Source organism: Modestobacter lapidis, assembly GCF_054780755.1.
This window is the reverse complement of sequence record NZ_BAAGVS010000004.1, coordinates 14,919-32,759: the sequence shown is the minus strand read 5'-3', so window position 1 is coordinate 32,759 and position 17,841 is coordinate 14,919. Positions and strand designations below refer to the sequence as shown.

Sequence of the window (17,841 nt, the reverse complement as noted above, 5' to 3'; positions counted from 1 at the left end):
GCTCGGGCGCAGGCATGACCTGCGCCGCGCTGCTCGTCCGGCATCCGAGGGATCCTGCTCGGCGGCGTCGCCGGCGCCGACGCTGGCATGATCCCCACCGACGACGGACCGTCCCTACAGCGGCGGACCTTGACCGCGAAGAGGTGCTGTGGCGCGCTGGTGGCGAACCGGTGACACCGACGAGGGCGAGCAGACCCTCGAGTCGATGCCGGTCGGGCTCATCGAGCTCGACACCGACTGGGTGGTGCGGTACATCAACGCCGCGGGTGAGGCGATGGTCGGCCACTCCCGGGACGAGCTCGTCGGGCGGTCGTACTGGGAGGCGTTCCCCGGGAACGTCGACAACGAGTTCGGCCGCGCCTACCAGGAGGTGGTCGCCACCAGGCAGCCGCAGACGGTGGAAGCGTTCTCGCCGGAGCCGCTCAACCAGTGGTTCGAGGTGCACGCCGTCCCCACGCCCCAGGGCCTCTGGCTCTACTTCACCGAGACCACCACCCGGCGGCAGGCCCAGGAGCGGCTGGCGCTGCTGGCTCGCGTCGGTGACGAGCTGGCCGCCACGCTGGATGCGCCGATGACGGTCGGGCGCATCCCCCGCTTGCTGGTTCCCACGCTGGCCAGTTGGTGCACGATCACCCTGGTGGCCGAGGACGGCAGCTGGCGCCATGCCGGCGGTTGGCACGCCGACCCGGCTCGGAGCCCGCTGGTGCGGCACTACGCGGAAGCGGCCCTGGAGGCCTTCCCGGCGACGGCCCCCCTGCTGCGGGCGGTGAGCACCGCCGCCCCGGTCACCCTCTCGGCCGACGAGCTCACCGGTGCACGGCTGGACGCCGTCGCGACCGGGGCCGCCCGCGAGCTGCTGGAGCTGCTGGGCCCCGGAAGCATCACCGTGCTGCCGCTGCGTGGCCGCGGGAACGTGCTGGGGGCCCTCACCCTGGTTCGGGACCGGCACCGCGCGGTCGACGCCGCGGACCTGGCCACTGCGACCGAGATCGCCGCCCGGGCCGGCCTGGCGCTGGACAGCGCCCGGCTGTACCACCAGCAGCGCCGACTCGCCCAGGAGCTGCAGCGCAGCATGCTCACGGCTCCGCCCGAGCCCGACCACGCCCAGGTCGCCGTCCGGTACCTGCCGGCCGCCGAGGCCGCCCGGGTAGGCGGCGACTGGTATGACGCGTTCCTCCAGCCCGGTGGGGCCACCAATCTGGTCATCGGCGACGTCGTCGGTCACGACACCGCGGCCGCCGCCGCCATGGGCCAGCTGCGCAGCATGCTGCGCGGCATCGCCGTCACCGGCGACGCCGGGCCCGCCGAGCTGCTCACCCAGCTCGACGCCGCGATGACCCAGCTCGAGCTGCACACCTACGCCACGGTCGCGATCGCCCGGTTCGAGCAGTGCGACTCAGAACTGGACCGTGGCATCACCCGCATGCGGTGGGCGAACGCCGGCCACCCTCCACCGCTGGTCATCCAGCCCGATGGCACCCTCGCCGAGCTGGCCAGCTGGCGCGGGGAACTGATGCTGGGGGTGGATCACCACACCGAGCGCAGTGAGTCCGTCGTCAGTCTCGACCGGGGCACCACCGTGCTGCTCTACACCGACGGCCTCTTCGAACGCCGGGACCGCGACCTGGACGAGGGCATGAGCCGGCTGCGCGCTGCCGCCCACGAGCTCGCCGGCCTTCCCCTCGACGACCTGTGCGACCAGCTCATCGATCGGCTGGTCGAAGGAACGCCCGATGACGACGTCGCTCTCGTCGCCATCCGGCTGCACCGTCAGGACCGTCCCCGGCCGGCCGAAGCCGGTCCGCAGCGCGTGCCACCGACCGTTCCCGCCGACGCCTCGACCCGCTGACCCGCGGCTGCGCCAGGGAGCTGATCGCCGAGCAGCACGTCACTCCGCGGTGTCACCAGCTGGTTGCGCAGCCTTCCGGTCGTCGATCGCGTTCAGGGCGGCCTCGGTCGCCATGCCCAGCACGAGGTGCCCGACCAGGCCACGAACGTGGGCCTTCACGGGGTAGGCGCCCGGCGGGCCGGCGACACGCAGCAGCGGTGCGGCGATCTCGTCGTTGACGATGGACAGCAGCAGCCCGTACAGCGCGCCGCTCCCCGCGCGCAGCCAGGGGTGCTGGTGTCGCTGGTGGGCGTACAGCAGCCCCGGGCCCATCCCGAGCCCGTAGTGGACGGCGATGCCGGCAGCGTTGGGTTCGGTGGCTCCCGCTCGGCTGCCGGCCGCCCTGGTGAGGCGCCGGACCATCGCGTGCGCGGTGTCCTTGCCGTACCGGCGGGCGCGTTTCTCCCGGAGCAGGTCCAGCCTGCTCTCGCGCCGGTACATCGCCCAGGTGACCACGTCCATCGCGAGCACACCCACCGCGCCGGCCGCCGCTCCCCGCGCCGCTGTCGTCCGCATCGTCCGTTCCGCCCTCCGCCCGCAGCGCTCGAGCAGCCGCTGTCCGTGTCCACCTCCGCGGCCACTACCCGCCGGCGACCCGTGCCGTAACGCAGTCGGCCCGATCGAACGACCCGCAGCCGATCCGAGGAGTCACCGGACCCGCCGCACGAACATGCCGACCGTGGTCATGAGGGCACCGCTGCGGTCCCGCGCCCGAGCACGGGGGCGACCTCACTCATGTAGAGCTCGAGCGAGTCGAGGGTCATCGTCCACGGTGGGTTGCCGACGTCGATCTGGCCGGTGAAGCGGTCGATACCGAGGAGTTCGACGCGGCGCATGATGGCGTCGATGACGCGTTGCGGGCTGCCGACGGGCAGGCCGTGGGCGATCCAACTGTCGTAGGCCCTCAACGGAAGAGCGCCCCATCCCCGTCGCGTTCGGAGGAGTGGGGCGCTCATTCGGGTCTGAACTCAGCTGCCGTCGCCTGGCCGGGGGGCGAGCGGCTGGGTCATGTCAGTCCACTGGATGCCGTCCCACCACCGCAGGAACTGGCCGCCCTGCGGGTCGTGGAAGAAGCCAGGCGGCGGTGCCGACTGCGGCGGCACGGGCTGCGCCACAGGCTGTCGCTGAGCCGCCGCTGCCGCCTGCTGGGCCGCCCGCGTCTGCTGGCGCAGGAGTTCGGTCTGCTTCTTGGCTTCCTTCTTCGTGGCCTGGGTGTACCTGGCCGTTCTCTCCTTGTCGGAGCGCATGTCGACGGCGCCCAACGTGGACACGGACAGCAGCTTGCGGGTCAGTCCCATGGTATTCCCCCGTGGTCGTGGCTGTTGGCTCGGGAGGCTAGTTGCCTGTGTCCTGCCCGCCCAGGAGTGACGACCCGATCGAGGGGGGCGCTCCCGGCCGAAGGCGAAGCCCCGAGGACCTGGCGCCGTTCGACCCGCTCCGCGGAACCGGACCCGTGGGCGTCGCGCAGAACATCGCCGGTTGGCCCGGCAGCCCGGCACGGCCAGCCCGTGATGCTCGTACGGTGCCCGTTGACGGCGCGGTCGACACTGGCCTGTCCGGGTAGGAGGAGGTCACGGTGGCTGCTGTAGGCGGACGTGGCGGCGGTGGGCAGCCCTCGCCAGACAGCGACGCGTGGCTGGACACCGTCGCGGCGTCCGCGGCGTCGGCCTCGGGGGCTCCCGCGGAGCTGCTCGGGGGATACCTGCCGATGCTCGCGCACGCCGCCCGGAACGGGCGACGCCCGCAGTCCTGGGAGCTGGAGGCCGTGCAGGAGTCCGGGCGTCAGGCGGCCCGACGCGGCGTCGGCGCATCAGCCGCGGTGGACCTGTACCTGTCCGCGGCCTGGCGGATGTGGCGACAGTTGCCTGTCATCGCCCGCTCCCAGGACCCGGAAGCGGTCCGGTCGGCGGCGGAGGCGGTGCTGCGGGTCCTGGACGACGCGATCGGGGCGCTCGTCGACGGCCACACCTCCGAGCGGCGCGACATGATCCGGCACGAGGAGGCCCTGCGAGCGGAGTTCGTCGATGATCTGCTGCGCGGCGATGCCGACGTCGCGCGCCTGGTCGAGCGGGCCGAACCGTTCGGCATCGACCTGGGGAAGTCACACCATGTCGCGCTGGCCGCGCTCCGCGAGGACACCCACGGCATGGACCGCGCGGCCATCGACCTGGAGCGGGCCGTCGTCGCCCACTTCGGCGACCGCGACGTGCTGGTGGCCATCAAGGACGGTCGGCTGGTCGCCGTCCTCCCCGCCCAGCCGGCGACGTCTTCGGGGTCCGGTGGCGCGGCAGACATCGGCCCGTTCATCGAGCGGGCACTCCGGCAGCTCTCCAGCAGCAAACGCTGGCGGGTCACCGCCGGCCGCGCGTTCCCCGGCGCGTACGGGGTGGCGCGGTCGTATGAGGAGGCCCGTGAAGCGTTGGTCTTCGCCGACCGGCTCGACCTCGATGCTGACGTGGTACAGGCCAGCGACCTGCTGCTGTACCGCGTGCTGGGCCGTGACCAGGCGGCGATCGTGGACCTGATCCGCGACGTCCTCGGCCCCCTGGAGCAGGTGCGCGGTGGGCCGGCGGTTCTGCTCGAGACGTTGTTCGAGTACTTCACCGCCGGCGACGTGGCCACCGAGGCAGCTCGACGGTTGCACGTGTCGGTTCGCACCGTCACCTACCGGCTGACCAGAGTGGCCGAGCTGACCGGGTACAGCGTGGCGCAGCCCGAGCAGCGGTTCACGCTGCACACCGCCGTACTCGGCGCGCGCCTGTTCGGCTGGCCGGCCGACCCGCTGCCGAACGACACCTGACACGCCGCGAGGAGCTGGTTCAGCCGTCGGCGCACCGGTCGTGGAGGACGGCCAGCGGAGTGAAGCCATGCAGGCCCTGGCGCCAGGGTTTCGTCGAGTGCGGCGGCCGACGAAACCGGCAGCCGCGGGCAGCGTTCTGGTGCGGCACGGTCAGGTTTCGACGGTAGGTACGTTCGGATCGCCGGCGGCGAGCTGGGCGTAGTGCCACAGGGTCACCAGCCCGAACAGGCGCCCCTGCCGGTCGACGACGGGCACCGCGTCGGCCCCGGCGCCGAGCATGACCTGCGCGACCTTCGCCAGATCCTCACTGGCGCGGACTCGGGGTCGGGCATGTCCGCGGAGCAGGGTGTGTACCGGCACCCGATCAGGACCCGCCGGCCCCGGCGGCCACTCCACCGCGATCGCTCGCTCGTCGAGGACCCCGACGGGGCGGCGGTGGTCGTCGACAACCACCAGGTGCTGGTGGCGCGTGCCGCGCAGCCGTCCCCACGCCGTCCACAGCGTGTCGCTCTGGCCGATGGTCAGCGGGTAGCGGATCATGACGTCGGCGGCCGTGCGCGGCACCCGACGGCGCTGCGGCCCGGCCGGGACGGCGACGGGGCGCACGGTGGCGTGCCGCGGCCGCAGGGCGAGGTCGGTTCCAGCAACGGTGGTGCGTTCCCGATCGATGGTGACGCTCACGGTGCCCTCCCAGTCCGCGCCGGCTGTTCAGCTGGCGCCTGTCGGTCTCAGTCTGGGCGGGAGGGGCGGCCGGGTCGCCTGCCGTCGCCGGACACCTCGGCCACCGCTGCCTTGCCGGGCATCAGCAACCGGGCTCGTGTGCCCGTGCCGCACAGACGCCGGGCCGTCCTGACGACGGTCGACCGGTCCGTTCGACCGGTGGGCAGCCTTTGCCGGGCGGCGGCAACGCATCGGGGGTCGGGATGGCCGACGGCGGCCCTGGAGACGGTCGGCGCCACGGCCCAGGCTGATGGCAACGAACCCGCCGAGCCGAAGGAGAGCCCCGATGTCCCTGACCCTCTCGCCCCCCGCGATCGGACTGGCCGCCTGCGACACCACGACCGAGGTGCTGCTGACCAGCTCTGTGGCCGCACTCGCCAACGATTCGGCCACGCCTGCGCCCGCGGAGTCCGCGCCCCGCCGTTCCCGGGCCGCGGTGGTCGACGTCGTCGAGGAGTGGGGGCTGGGGTCGTTCCCGGCCAGCGACCCGCCGTCGAACTGGTGACCGGTTTCGCCGTAGACCAGCTTGAAGGAGCCCCTATGCCGACCTCACCAATGACCGCCGACCGCCCCGCAACCGTGCCCGCCTCGGCCGCCGCCGCCCCTGCGCCCAGCTGCGTTGCCTGCCCTCATCTGAGGGCCGACCACGACGCCATCGGCCTGCGGTACTGCCAGGCCACCGTCACCTCGGCCCTGACGCGCGGCTGCGTCTGCCGCGCCGGCTGACCGGTCCGCAGCAGGCCACGACCTGGGTTGCTGCCGTCGTGCCGGGTGGCGAGCAGGAGCCCGGGTCCGTGCGTTCCAGCCGGCGGGAGAGTCTCCGACAGAAGGTGTGCAGAATGCTGGGCGAGGACCTGATTCGGTTGCAGCAGGCGGTCGGGGGTCTCCGGCTGTCGCTGTTCCTTCCGATGACCTCCCGGCCGTGGCCTTCGGCGCGGACGGGCCGCGGCATCCAGACGCTGCTCACCCGAGCCGAGCAGGAGTTGTGCGCCTCGGACGTTCCCTCCGCCGAGGTGGCAGGCCTCATGGACCGCGTGCAGCACGCCCTGGACCAGGTGCGTCCCCTCGGTGAGCGGCATCGTGGCTGCGCGCTGTTCGCCGACTCCTCCGCCGTGCAGCGGCACAACGTGGACTTCACGCTGCCCACGCTCGCCGTGGTCGGTAACCGATTCGCGCTCACGCCGCTGCTCCCGGCGCTCAACGCGCGAGGAACCTTCTATGTGCTCGCGTTGACCCAGCACCGCATCGAGCTGTTCGTGGGTACGGCGGTGGCGGTTCGGCGGTTGGGCCTGGACGGGTTCGAGCTGGCGGCGTGGTCGACCATGCCGCCGCTGCGCCCGGCTCCGCGAGCCACCACCCTCGTCGACCTGAGCGGGCCGGCTCCATCGGGCCAGCGCGGGGGGCTCCGCCGCGCAGCCGTCGAACGCGAGGCCCGGGTACAGCGCCACTACCGCGGCGTCGACCTAGCGCTGCGTCAGATCCTCACCACAGCTACGGCGCCGCTGATCCTCTCCGGCGAGCAGGATTTGCAAGCGCTGTACCGCACCGCGAACACCTACCCCCACCTGCTCGAGCCCGGCCTTGGTGCGTCCGGTGGGCAGGTCGACGTCGATGACCTGCACCGGCAGGCGTGGGCACTGGCCGCACCGCAGCTCAGCAGCGACCGGGCAGCCGCGGTCGGGGCCTACCACCGCCTGCGTGGCACAGACCGCGTCATCGACGCCCCCGGCGCAGCCGTGCACGCCGCAGCGGAGGGCAAGGTGACAGCACTGCTCGTCCACGAGACGGCGTGCACGTGGCCAGCCGGTGAGGATCCCCCGGTGGTCCGCGTCGGCTCCCCGACGGACTTCTCAGCACTGTTGGAGGCCGGCGTCGCCGGCACCCTCGACGGCGGCGGGGACGTGTTCGTCGTGTCCCCCGGCGAGATCTGCGACAGCGCGCCCGTGCTGGCGATCCGGAGGTAGCAACGCCCCGGGTGCGCGCCGTCCGGCGTGGAGCGGATCAGCCGTACAGCGAATCCGGATGGATTACCGCCATGGCGTGTCCCACCGCCGTGCCTGCTCCATCCCGGTGGGTTCCGCGCCGGCCTCAGCAGTGCGCCCGGCAGGTGCGGCAGAGGCACGGTTCCCCACGTGCGCAGCGCGGACGACCACGACCGGGCACTGCACGGAAACCGATTACGACGAGGGAGGCTCCCTGCGACTCGCGGACCAGCACCGCCGCCGGGTCACCGGCCACCAGCAGGGTGCCTACCGGCACGTCGGCGAACCCGACCACGGTGAGCTGCTGCTCGCCCGACTCAGCGCCCTGCACCGGGACGAGCTGCGTCGGATGGACGACGTGCTCACTCTCCCCCGGTGGCACGCCCAGGCCTGGCACGGCCTTTCCACCTCGACGGCCGGGGAACAACGGCACGACTACGCCGCAGACGAGTCACCGCCCGCAGACGGGGCCCGGTGAGCAGACACCGGTCGGCAGCGCACCTGGCGTCCTTCCTGGGCGCTGAACGCTGAACAGTGAGGAGCATCCGATGCGTGGCACGAGCGCCGGTCTCGGCGCACACGGCGACTGGACCTACAGCGAGACGATCGATGAGGACCACTCCGCCATAACGGTCAGCGGCCGGGTGGACCGGCTGGGAGTAGACCTCCTCCGCGGCACGATCGAAGAACTTCGCCGCCGCGGTCACCAGAACATCACGGTGACCTTCGAGCACCCCGACACCATCGACGCCTTCGCCAACGAGGTCCTCATCGAGGTCGCCGAGTGGCTCACCGGCCTCGATGGTCACCTGCTCATCAGGTGGTCCGCCGGCGTGCACGGTGGCCGCACCCAACCGCGCCGCACGGTGGTGCCGCCATCGGCTGCGCCGGGCCGTCTCGGCCGTCATGGCGGCCGGCGTCACCGTCGTCGGCCACAACACGCCTGGGGTCGGGCTCTCCGGTGACACGCACTCCATCAGCCCGCACGCCCTCTCGGAAAGGAACGGCGCCATGAGCACCACCATCGACATCGAGACGCAGGGCGAACATCAGTTCGTGGTCCGCCTGCGAGATGGTGAGGAGAGCTGCGAAAGCTGGTTCCACCTCACCCCGTCCGTCCTGAACCAGGTACGTGTGGGTGACGAGGAGGAGGAACGGGTCGTCCAGCGCACCGCCGAGTATCTCGTCGTGCGACAGGGCGTGGCGGACTTTCCGGACATCGTCGAGCTCGAGGACGTCGTCTCCTCCTACGGCGACTTCATCACGTACATGACGCGCTGACCTCGCCTGTCCCGAAGCCCGGCTGTCGGGTAGTCCAGCGGCGGCGAGAGCCTCACGGCCGGGTCGCCTCGAGTGCCCCTAGCCAGGATCTTCCGGCGACCGGCAAGTAGACGGCCTTGGAGCTGGCCGACGACGACCCTTACCCGGTCCCCGGCCCGCGGGCATGCTGGCTTCAGGATCGCACTGCCGGACGCGACCACTTCGCTCCGCGAACAGGAGGTGACCCGGTGACCGCAGCCGACACCGCCCCGGGCCTCCTGCCGTCGAAGCCAACGAGCGCTGGCCGCACCGCGCCTCCGCTGGCCAGCGCAGTGCCGCCAGTCCTGACACTGAGCTTGCGGGCGCGCGCCGTCCACGGCCTGAACCTGCTGCGACGCGACCGGGACCGGGCGCCGCCGGCGTCGCCCTGACCCAGGCCGGTCCAGCCCCACGTCATCACGCGTCCCGCCGCTGCGGGACGCGTTCTCGTCACATTCCGGAGGAGTTCCACCATGTCCACCCCCACGACCACCATCCCCCCGCCCCCCACGCCCACGACCACCACACCCACGGCCGCGCAGACGACGTGGGAGCCGTTCCGCGTGCTGCTCCTGACCCAGCGTGACGACTGCCTCCACCAGCGTGAGGTGGCTCTGGCCGAGACCGTCAGCTCCCAGCCCGACCTGGTGGCGGTCACCCGCGCCGGCGTTCTGCTGAGCCGCCTGGAGGAGATCGACGCGGCGCTGGACCGCATCTCCGAGGGCACCTACGGCAGCTGCGGGCAGTGCGGGCGGGCCATCCCGATCGAACGGCTGCAGCTGCGCCCGTACGCGGACAACTGCGTCGCCTGCCCTCGACCGGTCCGCTGATCCCGCCACGGCGGGCCACCCCCGCCCGGCCCAATTCCCGCCGGCGGCGGCCGGCCTCAATGGCGGGTGCGCGCCGCGACCAGTGACCAGCACGCCACCACGGGTGGGTGCCGCAGCCCCTCTGACCTCGCGGCACCGTCCGCGACAAGGAGCAACCATGTCTGTCTCGAAGCCCCTTCCGGCGCTGGGCGCCGGCTCCCCCCGCAGCGTGGCCGTCGTCGGCGCCGGCATGGTCGGCCTGTCCACCGCCTGGTTCCTGCAGGAAGCCGGCGTGCAGGTCACCGTGTACGAGCGGGACCACGTCGCCGCCGGCGCTTCCTGGGGGAACGCGGGCTGGCTGACGCCGGACCTGACCGCCCCGCTGCCCGAACCGGCGGTGCTGCGGTACGGGCTGCGCGCAGTCCTCAGCCCCCGCTCCCCGGTGTACCTGCCGCTGCGCGCCGACCGGCAGCTGCTGCGGTTCCTCACTGGCTTCGTCGCGCACAGCACCCCGCGGCGCTGGCGGCGCGGCATGGCCGCCTACGTGCCACTCAACGACCGCGCCCTGGAGGCCTTCGACGTCCTGGCCGCCGGTGGGGTGAGCGGACAGACGCACTCGGCGGGCACCTTCCTGGCCTGCTTCCGCCGCGAGCGCGACGCGCAGGGCCTGCTCACCGAACTGGACGCCATCCGCGACGCCGGGCAGAACGCCACCTTCGCCCCGATGACCGGCTGGAAGGCGCGGGCGATGGAGCCGGCGCTCACCGACCAGGTGGGGGCTGCGGTCGCCATCTACGGGCAGCGCTACCTGCACCCGCCGGAGTACGTGCGGTCGCTGGCCCAGGCGGTACGCGCCCGCGGAGGCCAGATCGTCGAAGGGGCCGGCGTGGCCGACCTGCAGCACCAGTCCGGCGGAGTGAACGTGGTGTGCACGACCGGCGAAAGTCGGCGGCACGACGCCGTCGTCCTCGCCAACGGAGCGGAGCTGCCCCAGCTGGCCGGTCGCTACGGCGTGCGACAGCCGGTGCAGGCCGGCCGCGGCTACTCCTTCAGCGTGCCGGCCGAGCAGCTCCCCGGCGGACCGCTGTATTTCCCGCAGCAGCGGGTGGCGTGCACGCCGCTGGGCGGGCGGCTGCGGGTAGCCGGAATGATGGAGTTCCGCCGTCACGGCGACCCGCTGGACCCCCGCCGCATCGCGGCGATCGTCGACGCCGTCCGCCCGTTCCTCAACGGCGTGGACCTGGAGGACCGGCGCAACGAGTGGGTCGGCTCCCGGCCGTGCACCGCCGACGGGCTGCCCTTGATCGGTGCTACCGCCTCACCGCGCGTCTTCGTCGGCGGCGGGCACGGCATGTGGGGCATCGCGCTGGGCCCGATCACCGGCCAGCTGCTCGCCCACACCGTGCTCAAGGGTGAAGCACCGGCCGAGCTCGCGCCGTTCGACCCGCTGCGCTAGCCACGCGGTACACGCGGAGGGCAGGGCGGGACACACCTGACACCACGGTGGCCGGCTCTCCATGGGGCCAGACCGCCGCCCTGTCCGTCGTCGCGTCACGCGAGGAACGGCGTCAGGGTGCGCCGCTCGCGACGGGGGTGCGTAGCCGCCCATCGTGGATCTCGACGACCTGGTCGACAGCGGTCAGGTGTGAACGGTCGTGGGTGACGAGGACGGTGGCAGCCCCCTGCCGATGGGTGAGGGTGGTGATGAGGTCCAGAATCGCAGCTCCACGCTCCTGGTCCAGCGCGCTGGTGGGCTCATCGACCAGCAGGACGGCCGGCTCGTTCATCAGCGCCCGGGCGATGTTGATGCGCTGCCGCTGCCCGCCGGAGAGCTCATGCGGCCGACGGTCGGCCTGCCCGGTGAGACCCACCGCCTCCAGGAGTTCCAGCGCGCGGCCTCGTGCACCCCGCGGGGCGCGGCCGTCGAGATGTGCCATGACCTGGAGTTGTTCGATGGCGGTCAGCGACGGCAGCAGGTTGGGCTGCTGGAAGACCATGCCGATCCGGGTGCGGCGCAGCTCGGTCAGCCGGTTGCGGCTCATCCCGGTGGTGTCGGTGCCCGCGATGACCACCTGCCCGCTGTCCGGGCTGATGAGCGTGGCCGCGACGGCCAACAGGCTGGACTTGCCGGAGCCGGACGGGCCGACGAGGGCGGTGATGGTGCCGGCCGGCACGTGCAGGGTGACGTCGTCCAGGGCGATCAGACGGGCTCCACCGTCGGGGTAGGTGAGGGTCACATCGGTCAGGTGCAGGCTCATCGGGCACTTCCCAGGGCAGTCAGCGGGTCGACGGAGGTGATCCGGCGGATGGACAGGGCTGCGCCGGCGACGCCGAGCGCGATCATGATCAGCGCCGGGCCGGCGACGGTGGCGAAGTCGAGAACGAACGGCACCGCGGAACCGAGGGCCGCACCGGCGGCGACCGCGACCGCGGTCCCGGCGACGGTGCCGAGCCCGAGCAGCACCACGGCCTGGCCGAGCGCGTCGCGCAGCAGGTAGCCGGTGGACGCGCCCAGTGCCTTGAGGACGGCGATGTCGCCGCTGCGCTGGATCGTCCAGACGGTGAAGAACGCCCCGATCACCAGCGCGGAGATCGCGAACAGGAATCCGCGCATCAGCTGCAGGGAGCCGTTCTCAGAGGTGAACGAGCCGATCGCGGACAGGGCGTCGTCACGGCTGACCGTCGTCGTGCCCAGCTCGGTGTCGGCGGCGACGAGATCGGCGGCCGGGGTGGTGGTCAGCGCGACGACGGTGGCTCGGGGCCCGCCGTCGCCGTCGCCGCGGCTGAGCTGCTGGAAGTCGTCCAGGCTTGTCCACACCACCGGGGTGTGGCTGTAGGAGGCATCTCTGGCGACGTCGGTCACCCGCAGGTCGCGGCCGGCGACCGTGACGGTGTCCCCGGTCCGGGCGTCGAGCTCGTCCGCGGCGGCGGTGGACAACACGACCGCGCCGTCCCGGACCTGCGCAGGCGACGGTGCCAGCCCCGACCCGGGCTGCACCCCGAAAGCAGACACGCTGGCCGTCCGCCCGTCGGCCTGCGCGCGGGTGGTGACGATGCCCAGCGGCTCGGCGGTGGTGACCCCGGGCACCCGCTCCCACGCGGCCCACGTGTCCGCGTCCACGCTGGAGACGGTGAACGAGACGTCCTCTCCGTCGACAGGACGGGCGAAGGCGAGGTGGTCGGCGGGCAGGTCGGTGATGGCGGAGGTGTTGGCCCGCGCCAGGCCGGCGGTCAGGCCGGACACCAGCCCGACCAGCACCGTGATGAGCACGACCACGGCCCCCATGAGGACGAAGCGTCCCTTGGCGAACCGGAGGTCTCTCCAGGCGACGAACACGTGTTGGAGCCTCCTTGCTGAATGTGCCGGGCAACGTGCCCGGCGACTGGATTCAGCGTCGCTCGAAGGGGGCCGCTCAGGCATCGCGCGGGAGGCTGCTCCGCACAGGCCCGTAGGTGCACGGCCACCTCAACCTTTCGATGGATGCGGCCTCGGCGCGGCGACCTAGCCTGGAGGTGTCATGCCTCCCGCCTCCCCCGTGCCGGTGCAGCCGGTGCTGCGCGCCTGTCTGCATCTGCTGGTGCTCGCGCTGCTCGCACTGACCGCGGTACGGGCCATCAGCGGGAGCCCCGCGCATGCCGGTGCAGCCGTCACCACCGCGGTCGCCGTCGCCCTGATCTACGTGACGGGGACGGCGCTGCCACCGGTGCGGCGCTCGTCGGCGGCAGCGGCCGGCTGGCTGACAGTCCTGGGTGCCGGGTGGCTGGTGCTCTTGTACTGGACGCCGGATGGCATCTGGCTGGCCTTCCCGCTGTTCTTCCTCCAGCTCCACCTGCTGCCCACTCGCTGGGGGCTGACCGCCGTCGTGACCACCACGGTCGCGGCGATCGCCGGGTTCGCCTGGCACCAGGACGGTCTCACCGCGCCGATGGTCGTCGGCCCGGTCCTGGGTGCGGCCGTTGCGGTGGCCACCGTGCTCGGTTACCAGACGCTGTACCGGGAGAGCGAGGCGCGCCGTGCGCTTATCGGTGAGCTGACCGCCGCCCGCGCCGACCTGGCCGCCGCCGAGCACGCCGGCGGGGTGCTGGCCGAGCGGGAGCGGGTCGCCCGGGAGATCCACGACACCCTGGCCCAGGGTCTGTCCAGCATCCAGCTGCTGCTCCGCGCCGCCGAACGTGCGCTCCCCGGGCGGCCGGACAGCGCCCTCGCTCATGTGCAGCAGGCCGGTCAGGCCGCTGCAGACAACCTCGCCGAGGCGCGGCGGTTCGTCCGGAACTGGACTCCACCGGGCCTGGAGGTGGCCGGCTCGCTGCCCGCCGCTCTCGAGGCTCTGTGCGCGAGCACCGCCGAAGCCTCCGGGCTGGCGGTACACGCCACCATCTCGGGCACGCCGATCCAGTTGCCGACCACCCAGGAGACCGCGCTGCTGCGCATCGCCCAGGCGGCGTGTGCCAACGCCGTCCAGCACGGGCGGCCCTCGCGCATCGCGCTGACGCTGAGCTACATGGGCAGCGACGTGGCCCTTGACGTCGTCGATGACGGCGCCGGGTTCGACCCAGGTCTGGTCGCGCCGCCTGGCCAGGGACCGGACGGGACCGGGTATGGCCTGGCGGCCATGCGGACCCGCGCCCACGCCCTGCAGGGCACGCTGGTCGTCGAGTCCGCCCCCGGCAGAGGCACCGCGGTCGCGGCCACCCTCCCGGTCCACGCGGGCAGCGAGACGGACGTGCCGGCATGAGCACCGTCCGGCTGCTGCTCGCCGATGACCACCCCATCGTCCGTGCCGGCCTGCGAGCGGTCCTGGAGGGCGAACCCGACTTCGAGGTCGTGGCCGAGGCACCCACCGCCGAGCGGGCCGTCGCACTCGCCGGCGAGCTCGACGTCGACGTCGTGCTCATGGACCTGCAGTTCGGCAGCGGCATGGGCGGCACGCAGGCCACCGCCACCATCACCGCCCGCTCCGGTGCGCCCCGGGTGCTGGTCTTGACCACCTATGACACCGACGTGGACATCCTCGCCGCTATCGAGGCCGGCGCCACCGGCTACCTGCTCAAGGACACTCCCCCCGACGAGCTCGCCGACGCGGTGCGGACGGCAGCCGCCGGGAGGTCAGCTCTCGGCCCGGAGATCGCGCAGCGGCTGATGGACCGCGTGCGCAGGCCGACAGAGGCGCTCAGCCTTCGCGAGATCGAGGTTCTGCAGCTGGTGGCCGAGGGGCTGTCGAACCAGCAGATCAGCGAGCGGCTGTTCCTCAGCCAGGCGACCGTGAAGTCTCACCTGGTGCACGTCTACGCCAAGCTCGGCGTCGACTCACGGACCGCTGCCGTGGCCACCGCCACCGCTCGGGGGCTCATCCGCCGCTGAGACGACGCACGGCGCGGACCAGGCGCGAGAGCGCCGAGTTCCTCGGCCTCGCTGACGCCCCGACTGGTTGCTCCATGCCTTCGCGTGGAAACTTTCGAGCTTCTACGGCTGCGGCCGGGACCACTGGAGGCGCCTGGGCTGCCTCGAGATCGTGGACCACCACGGGTCTTGCCCGACCGGCTGGAGCGAGTCAGCCGCACAGCGGTTCAGGCGCTGACCGGCCCACCCCCAGCGCGGCTTCGAGCCTTGAGCACCCGCGCGCCGTGGAGCATGACCGCAGTCGGCGGACCGCCGACCCTGAAACACCAGACGTGTGAAACTCTGGGTGTTTCATGGGGGCCGTTACGTCGGCTACCGAATCACAAACCGCTGACCTGCGGCGATGCTCCCCCGATAGGACTTGAACCTATAACCCTGCGATTTGATCTTGGGCCGTTGGCTCGGGCTGGCTAACGCGGAACATACTGGTCAGACATGGTATGGGGCGTTGGCTGCGATGGTTCGAGACGGCTGAGAACGGGAGTATTGGGTGCGTAAAGAGTGCCCACAATCGTCCCCTGGTCGCCGAATCGCGTTGGGCTCAGCAGCGGCATCGGTCCTCCTCTCGTGTACCGCCCCGGGCACCTACCCTCCCGCAGCGCGGCGGAGACACGTCGTCCGCAAGCAAAGGGTGCTAAGCGCATCGCGGAAGGCGTGGTGCGGTTGCCCGGCAGCGCCATCGTGACCACATAGCGGGGCTCGCCGAGGTCTGCGTCGTCGAGGACTTCGACCCCGAAGCACGAGGTCAGGAACGGCGTCGCGCCCGCCCAGGGGCGCAGGTCCAGCACGGCCAGGAAGCCCAGCGGCACGTCCGCTGACTGGTAGCCAGCGGCCTGGGCGAGGAACCGCTGCCGGGCGCTCATGTCGATCTGGCGGTGGTCCTTCTTCAGCTCGATAACCAACCGGTACCGCGGGAAGCTGCACGCCACGTCGACCCGGCCACCGCCGATGTGGCGGACCTCGGTGGACAACAGGGATGCCATCGCGCTGGCGTCGAAGTACGCCTTCAGGTCTCGGGCGAGGTCCTCCTCGACAGCGTCGACCTTGAACAGGTACGGCATCTGCGCCGGCCCCATGCCGTCCCGGGAACGCCAGAACCTGAGCAGATGCAGCAGCAGCTGGTCGACCACCTCGGCGACCTCGCCGGTGTACCAGCGGCTGCCGGCCAGCTGGCGCCGCAGCGTGTGGAAGGTCTCGGCGACGACGAGGTTGTCCTGTGGGGTGAACGCGCCCGTCGCGGTCACGGTCACGGGGTCGACGGTGAGAAGGCCGGGCCTCTGGGCGCGGATGGTGAGGGCGTCCTCGATCTGGCGCGCCACCTCCGTCGGCACTGCACCGAGGGCGTCGCCGTCACCGCCGAGAAGTTGGGTGAGCCGGGGCAGCACCGGCAGTCCGCCGTCAGGCGAATCGACGCCGGCGCTGCCTGACCGTTTTGGGCGGGAGTCTCCGCTGGCCAGCTGGGCGCGGGCCTCGGCGAGCAGCGATCGGGCGGCCTCCAGTTGCCCGGTCCGGCCTCCCTCGCTGCTCGCGGCGAGGGCCGTGCCGACGCCGGTGTGACCGGTCTGACCGTCAGCAGCCGTGTCCGCCGTGGGGCCGGTGGCCTCCAGCGCCTCGATGTGGTCTTCCAGGTGTTTCATGAGGCCGGCCTGCACGGCGATGCCGGAGGAGATGTTCGGTCCGAGGATCGCCCGGACGCCGGCCTGGTCGCTGCGGCGCAGGACCCGGCTGCACCGCGAGGCGGTCCACACGGCGAGGACGTCGGCGAGCGTGGATTCGGCCTGGTACCAGCTGGCCTCGGCCAGCGCCGACTGGGTTCGGGCGACATCGCGCGCCAGGCGCGCCCACGCAACCTCGGCGTCCAGGCGCGGCGCTCGCCAGTGCTCGAGTCCGGCGGACCCCAAGATGTGTTCGCGGACACCGCGCTCGAGGGTGTCGGCCAGCACGCTCAGGTCCGTGTCGGCGTACGCCGCACGACCGGCGTCGCTGGGCAGGTGCGCGGCCAGTAAGGCGACCACCGTGCCGAGGATCGCGGCGTCTTCCCGATCGGTGGCCGCGACCTGCAGGCGGATCGCCGCGGTCGTCAGGTGCTCTTCGGCCGCACTGACCGTCTCCCCGGCCAGCGCCTGCAGCAGCGAGGCGCAGCCCAGCTCGTAGGCCGCGTCGGGGGCTACCTCGTGGGCCCACTCCTGCGCCGGACCTGCCACCGAAGGGCCGGGGGCGAGTCCGGCGAACCGCTCGAGAGCCGAGAGCAGGTCGGGGTCGCGCCACTGCTCGTAGCTGGCCGCTAGGCAGCGCAGCGCGGCGCGGGCGTAGCTGGGTGGGGCCGGGATGGGTACTCGTACCAGTTCGGCGAGCACTCCGTAGCGGGGAGCCCAGTCACCGAGTGCCAGCCGGGTGGCGGCCTCCAGGGCATCGGCAGCCAGCAACCAGTCCTTCGGCGTCACCGGTTCGGCGTGTGGGCGGGCGCGCCTGACGCACAGGTCGTAGAGCTGGCTGCCGACGTTGTCCAGAGCCGGTCGGCTGTCCAGCAGCAGGCTCAGGCACTCACCGACCAGGCCGGGGCTGGTCGAGCAGCCCAGTGCCTCCACCAGAGCGGTGTGCACGGCGGCCGCCACCGAAGCCGGCGGACCGTTCTCGACGATGGTCTGGGTGAGGGTCAGCAGCTCGGGGTCGTCGGCCAGCTCACCGGCGCGGGCCGAGATGGCCGCCCAGTCGATACCGTTGTCGGGCGAGGCATCTCCGTCAAGGCCGCGGTCGCGGTCAGGGCTCACAGGTGCCGTCGCCGCGTCTCCCGGCCCGGAGCGGACCGGGACGGAGCCGTCGGGTTCGGGGGTGGGCAGTGGCCCGCGCGCGAAGTCGCCGGGGGTGGCATCGCCGGTCATATGCGGCCTCCTTCGTCGCAAGCCCTACGGTTCGTGGCGCTGCGCCGGCGGCAACCCGGT

18 protein-coding genes are annotated in these 17,841 nt (G+C 72.3%); 11 read left to right on the top strand and 7 right to left on the bottom strand.

Annotated features, from left to right (window positions below; translation table 11 throughout):
* Nucleotides 1-148 precede the first annotated feature (148 nt).
* The gene (locus tag ACYVG5_RS07145; RefSeq protein WP_460683061.1) at nucleotides 149-1,849 is read left to right on the top strand and encodes a PP2C family protein-serine/threonine phosphatase; all 1,701 of its coding nucleotides are present in this window, start codon (nucleotides 149-151) and stop codon (nucleotides 1,847-1,849) included.
* 39 nt (nucleotides 1,850-1,888) lie between these two features.
* Here the strand turns inward: ACYVG5_RS07145 and ACYVG5_RS07140 are convergent, their stop codons facing one another.
* The 3 genes from ACYVG5_RS07140 to ACYVG5_RS07130 all read right to left on the bottom strand — a co-directional run bounded on the left by ACYVG5_RS07140 (nucleotide 1,889) and on the right by ACYVG5_RS07130 (nucleotide 3,186).
* Complete coding sequence (locus tag ACYVG5_RS07140; protein WP_222044416.1) at nucleotides 1,889-2,404, bottom strand: DUF1440 domain-containing protein; 516 nt, start codon at nucleotides 2,402-2,404, stop codon at nucleotides 1,889-1,891.
* Between the two features lie 167 nt (nucleotides 2,405-2,571).
* Complete coding sequence (locus ACYVG5_RS07135) at nucleotides 2,572-2,796, bottom strand: hypothetical protein (RefSeq protein ID WP_222044415.1); 225 nt, start codon at nucleotides 2,794-2,796, stop codon at nucleotides 2,572-2,574.
* Nucleotides 2,797-2,856: 60 nt separating this feature from the next.
* Nucleotides 2,857-3,186, bottom strand: a complete 330-nt coding sequence (locus ACYVG5_RS07130) for a DUF2510 domain-containing protein (RefSeq protein WP_460683060.1) — start codon at nucleotides 3,184-3,186, stop codon at nucleotides 2,857-2,859.
* Between the two features lie 278 nt (nucleotides 3,187-3,464).
* On the opposite strand from ACYVG5_RS07130, the gene ACYVG5_RS07125 reads away from it, so the two are divergent.
* Nucleotides 3,465-4,688, top strand: a complete 1,224-nt coding sequence (locus ACYVG5_RS07125) for a PucR family transcriptional regulator (RefSeq protein ID WP_460683059.1) — start codon at nucleotides 3,465-3,467, stop codon at nucleotides 4,686-4,688.
* A 150-nt stretch (nucleotides 4,689-4,838) separates the two neighbouring features.
* Here ACYVG5_RS07125 and ACYVG5_RS07120 read toward each other — a convergent pair whose 3' ends face one another.
* Entirely contained in the window at nucleotides 4,839-5,369 is a 531-nt protein-coding gene (locus ACYVG5_RS07120) for a CBS domain-containing protein (protein WP_222044413.1), read from the bottom strand.
* A 325-nt stretch (nucleotides 5,370-5,694) separates the two neighbouring features.
* Between ACYVG5_RS07120 and ACYVG5_RS07115 the strand changes: the two genes are divergently transcribed.
* The 7 genes from ACYVG5_RS07115 (at nucleotide 5,695) to ACYVG5_RS07085 (ending at nucleotide 10,954) form a co-directional block, all read left to right on the top strand.
* Entirely contained in the window at nucleotides 5,695-5,913 is a 219-nt protein-coding gene (locus tag ACYVG5_RS07115) for a hypothetical protein (RefSeq protein ID WP_222044412.1), read from the top strand.
* A 35-nt stretch (nucleotides 5,914-5,948) separates the two neighbouring features.
* A complete protein-coding gene (locus ACYVG5_RS07110) occupies nucleotides 5,949-6,134 on the top strand; it encodes an RGCVC family protein (RefSeq protein ID WP_222044411.1) in 186 nt (61 codons plus the stop codon).
* 113 nt (nucleotides 6,135-6,247) lie between these two features.
* Nucleotides 6,248-7,372 carry a baeRF3 domain-containing protein gene (locus ACYVG5_RS07105; RefSeq protein ID WP_222044409.1) on the top strand — a complete coding sequence of 375 codons (1,125 nt, stop codon included), beginning with the start codon at nucleotides 6,248-6,250 and terminating at the stop codon, nucleotides 7,370-7,372.
* 566 nt (nucleotides 7,373-7,938) lie between these two features.
* Nucleotides 7,939-8,355 (top strand): hypothetical protein, encoded by a 417-nt coding sequence (locus tag ACYVG5_RS07100; RefSeq protein WP_222044405.1) that lies wholly within the window; start codon nucleotides 7,939-7,941, stop codon nucleotides 8,353-8,355.
* 46 nt (nucleotides 8,356-8,401) lie between these two features.
* On the top strand, nucleotides 8,402-8,671 hold the full coding sequence (locus ACYVG5_RS07095) for a hypothetical protein (RefSeq protein WP_222044403.1): 270 nt from the start codon (nucleotides 8,402-8,404) through the stop codon (nucleotides 8,669-8,671).
* Nucleotides 8,672-9,162: 491 nt separating this feature from the next.
* Nucleotides 9,163-9,519, top strand: a complete 357-nt coding sequence (locus ACYVG5_RS07090; protein ID WP_222044402.1) for a TraR/DksA C4-type zinc finger protein — start codon at nucleotides 9,163-9,165, stop codon at nucleotides 9,517-9,519.
* 157 nt (nucleotides 9,520-9,676) lie between these two features.
* Nucleotides 9,677-10,954, top strand: a complete 1,278-nt coding sequence (locus ACYVG5_RS07085) for an NAD(P)/FAD-dependent oxidoreductase (RefSeq protein WP_222044400.1) — start codon at nucleotides 9,677-9,679, stop codon at nucleotides 10,952-10,954.
* A gap of 112 nt (nucleotides 10,955-11,066) precedes the next feature.
* Here the strand turns inward: ACYVG5_RS07085 and ACYVG5_RS07080 are convergent, their stop codons facing one another.
* A complete protein-coding gene (locus ACYVG5_RS07080; RefSeq protein ID WP_222044398.1) occupies nucleotides 11,067-11,756 on the bottom strand; it encodes an ABC transporter ATP-binding protein in 690 nt (229 codons plus the stop codon).
* Complete coding sequence (locus ACYVG5_RS07075) at nucleotides 11,753-12,835, bottom strand: ABC transporter permease (RefSeq protein WP_222044397.1); 1,083 nt, start codon at nucleotides 12,833-12,835, stop codon at nucleotides 11,753-11,755. The genes ACYVG5_RS07080 and ACYVG5_RS07075 overlap by 4 nt, the downstream gene beginning before the upstream one ends.
* 181 nt (nucleotides 12,836-13,016) lie before the next feature.
* Here ACYVG5_RS07075 and ACYVG5_RS07070 point away from each other — a divergent pair, with 181 nt between their 5' ends.
* Both ACYVG5_RS07070 and ACYVG5_RS07065 read left to right on the top strand, forming a co-directional pair.
* Complete coding sequence (locus ACYVG5_RS07070) at nucleotides 13,017-14,234, top strand: sensor histidine kinase (protein ID WP_222044395.1); 1,218 nt, start codon at nucleotides 13,017-13,019, stop codon at nucleotides 14,232-14,234.
* A complete protein-coding gene (locus ACYVG5_RS07065; RefSeq protein WP_222044392.1) occupies nucleotides 14,231-14,860 on the top strand; it encodes a response regulator in 630 nt (209 codons plus the stop codon). The genes ACYVG5_RS07070 and ACYVG5_RS07065 overlap by 4 nt, the downstream gene beginning before the upstream one ends.
* Before the next feature lie 449 nt (nucleotides 14,861-15,309).
* Here the strand turns inward: ACYVG5_RS07065 and ACYVG5_RS07060 are convergent, their stop codons facing one another.
* Nucleotides 15,310-17,343 carry a hypothetical protein gene (locus ACYVG5_RS07060; protein ID WP_460683058.1) on the bottom strand — a complete coding sequence of 678 codons (2,034 nt, stop codon included), beginning with the start codon at nucleotides 17,341-17,343 and terminating at the stop codon, nucleotides 15,310-15,312.
* Nucleotides 17,344-17,841: the final 498 nt, after the last annotated feature.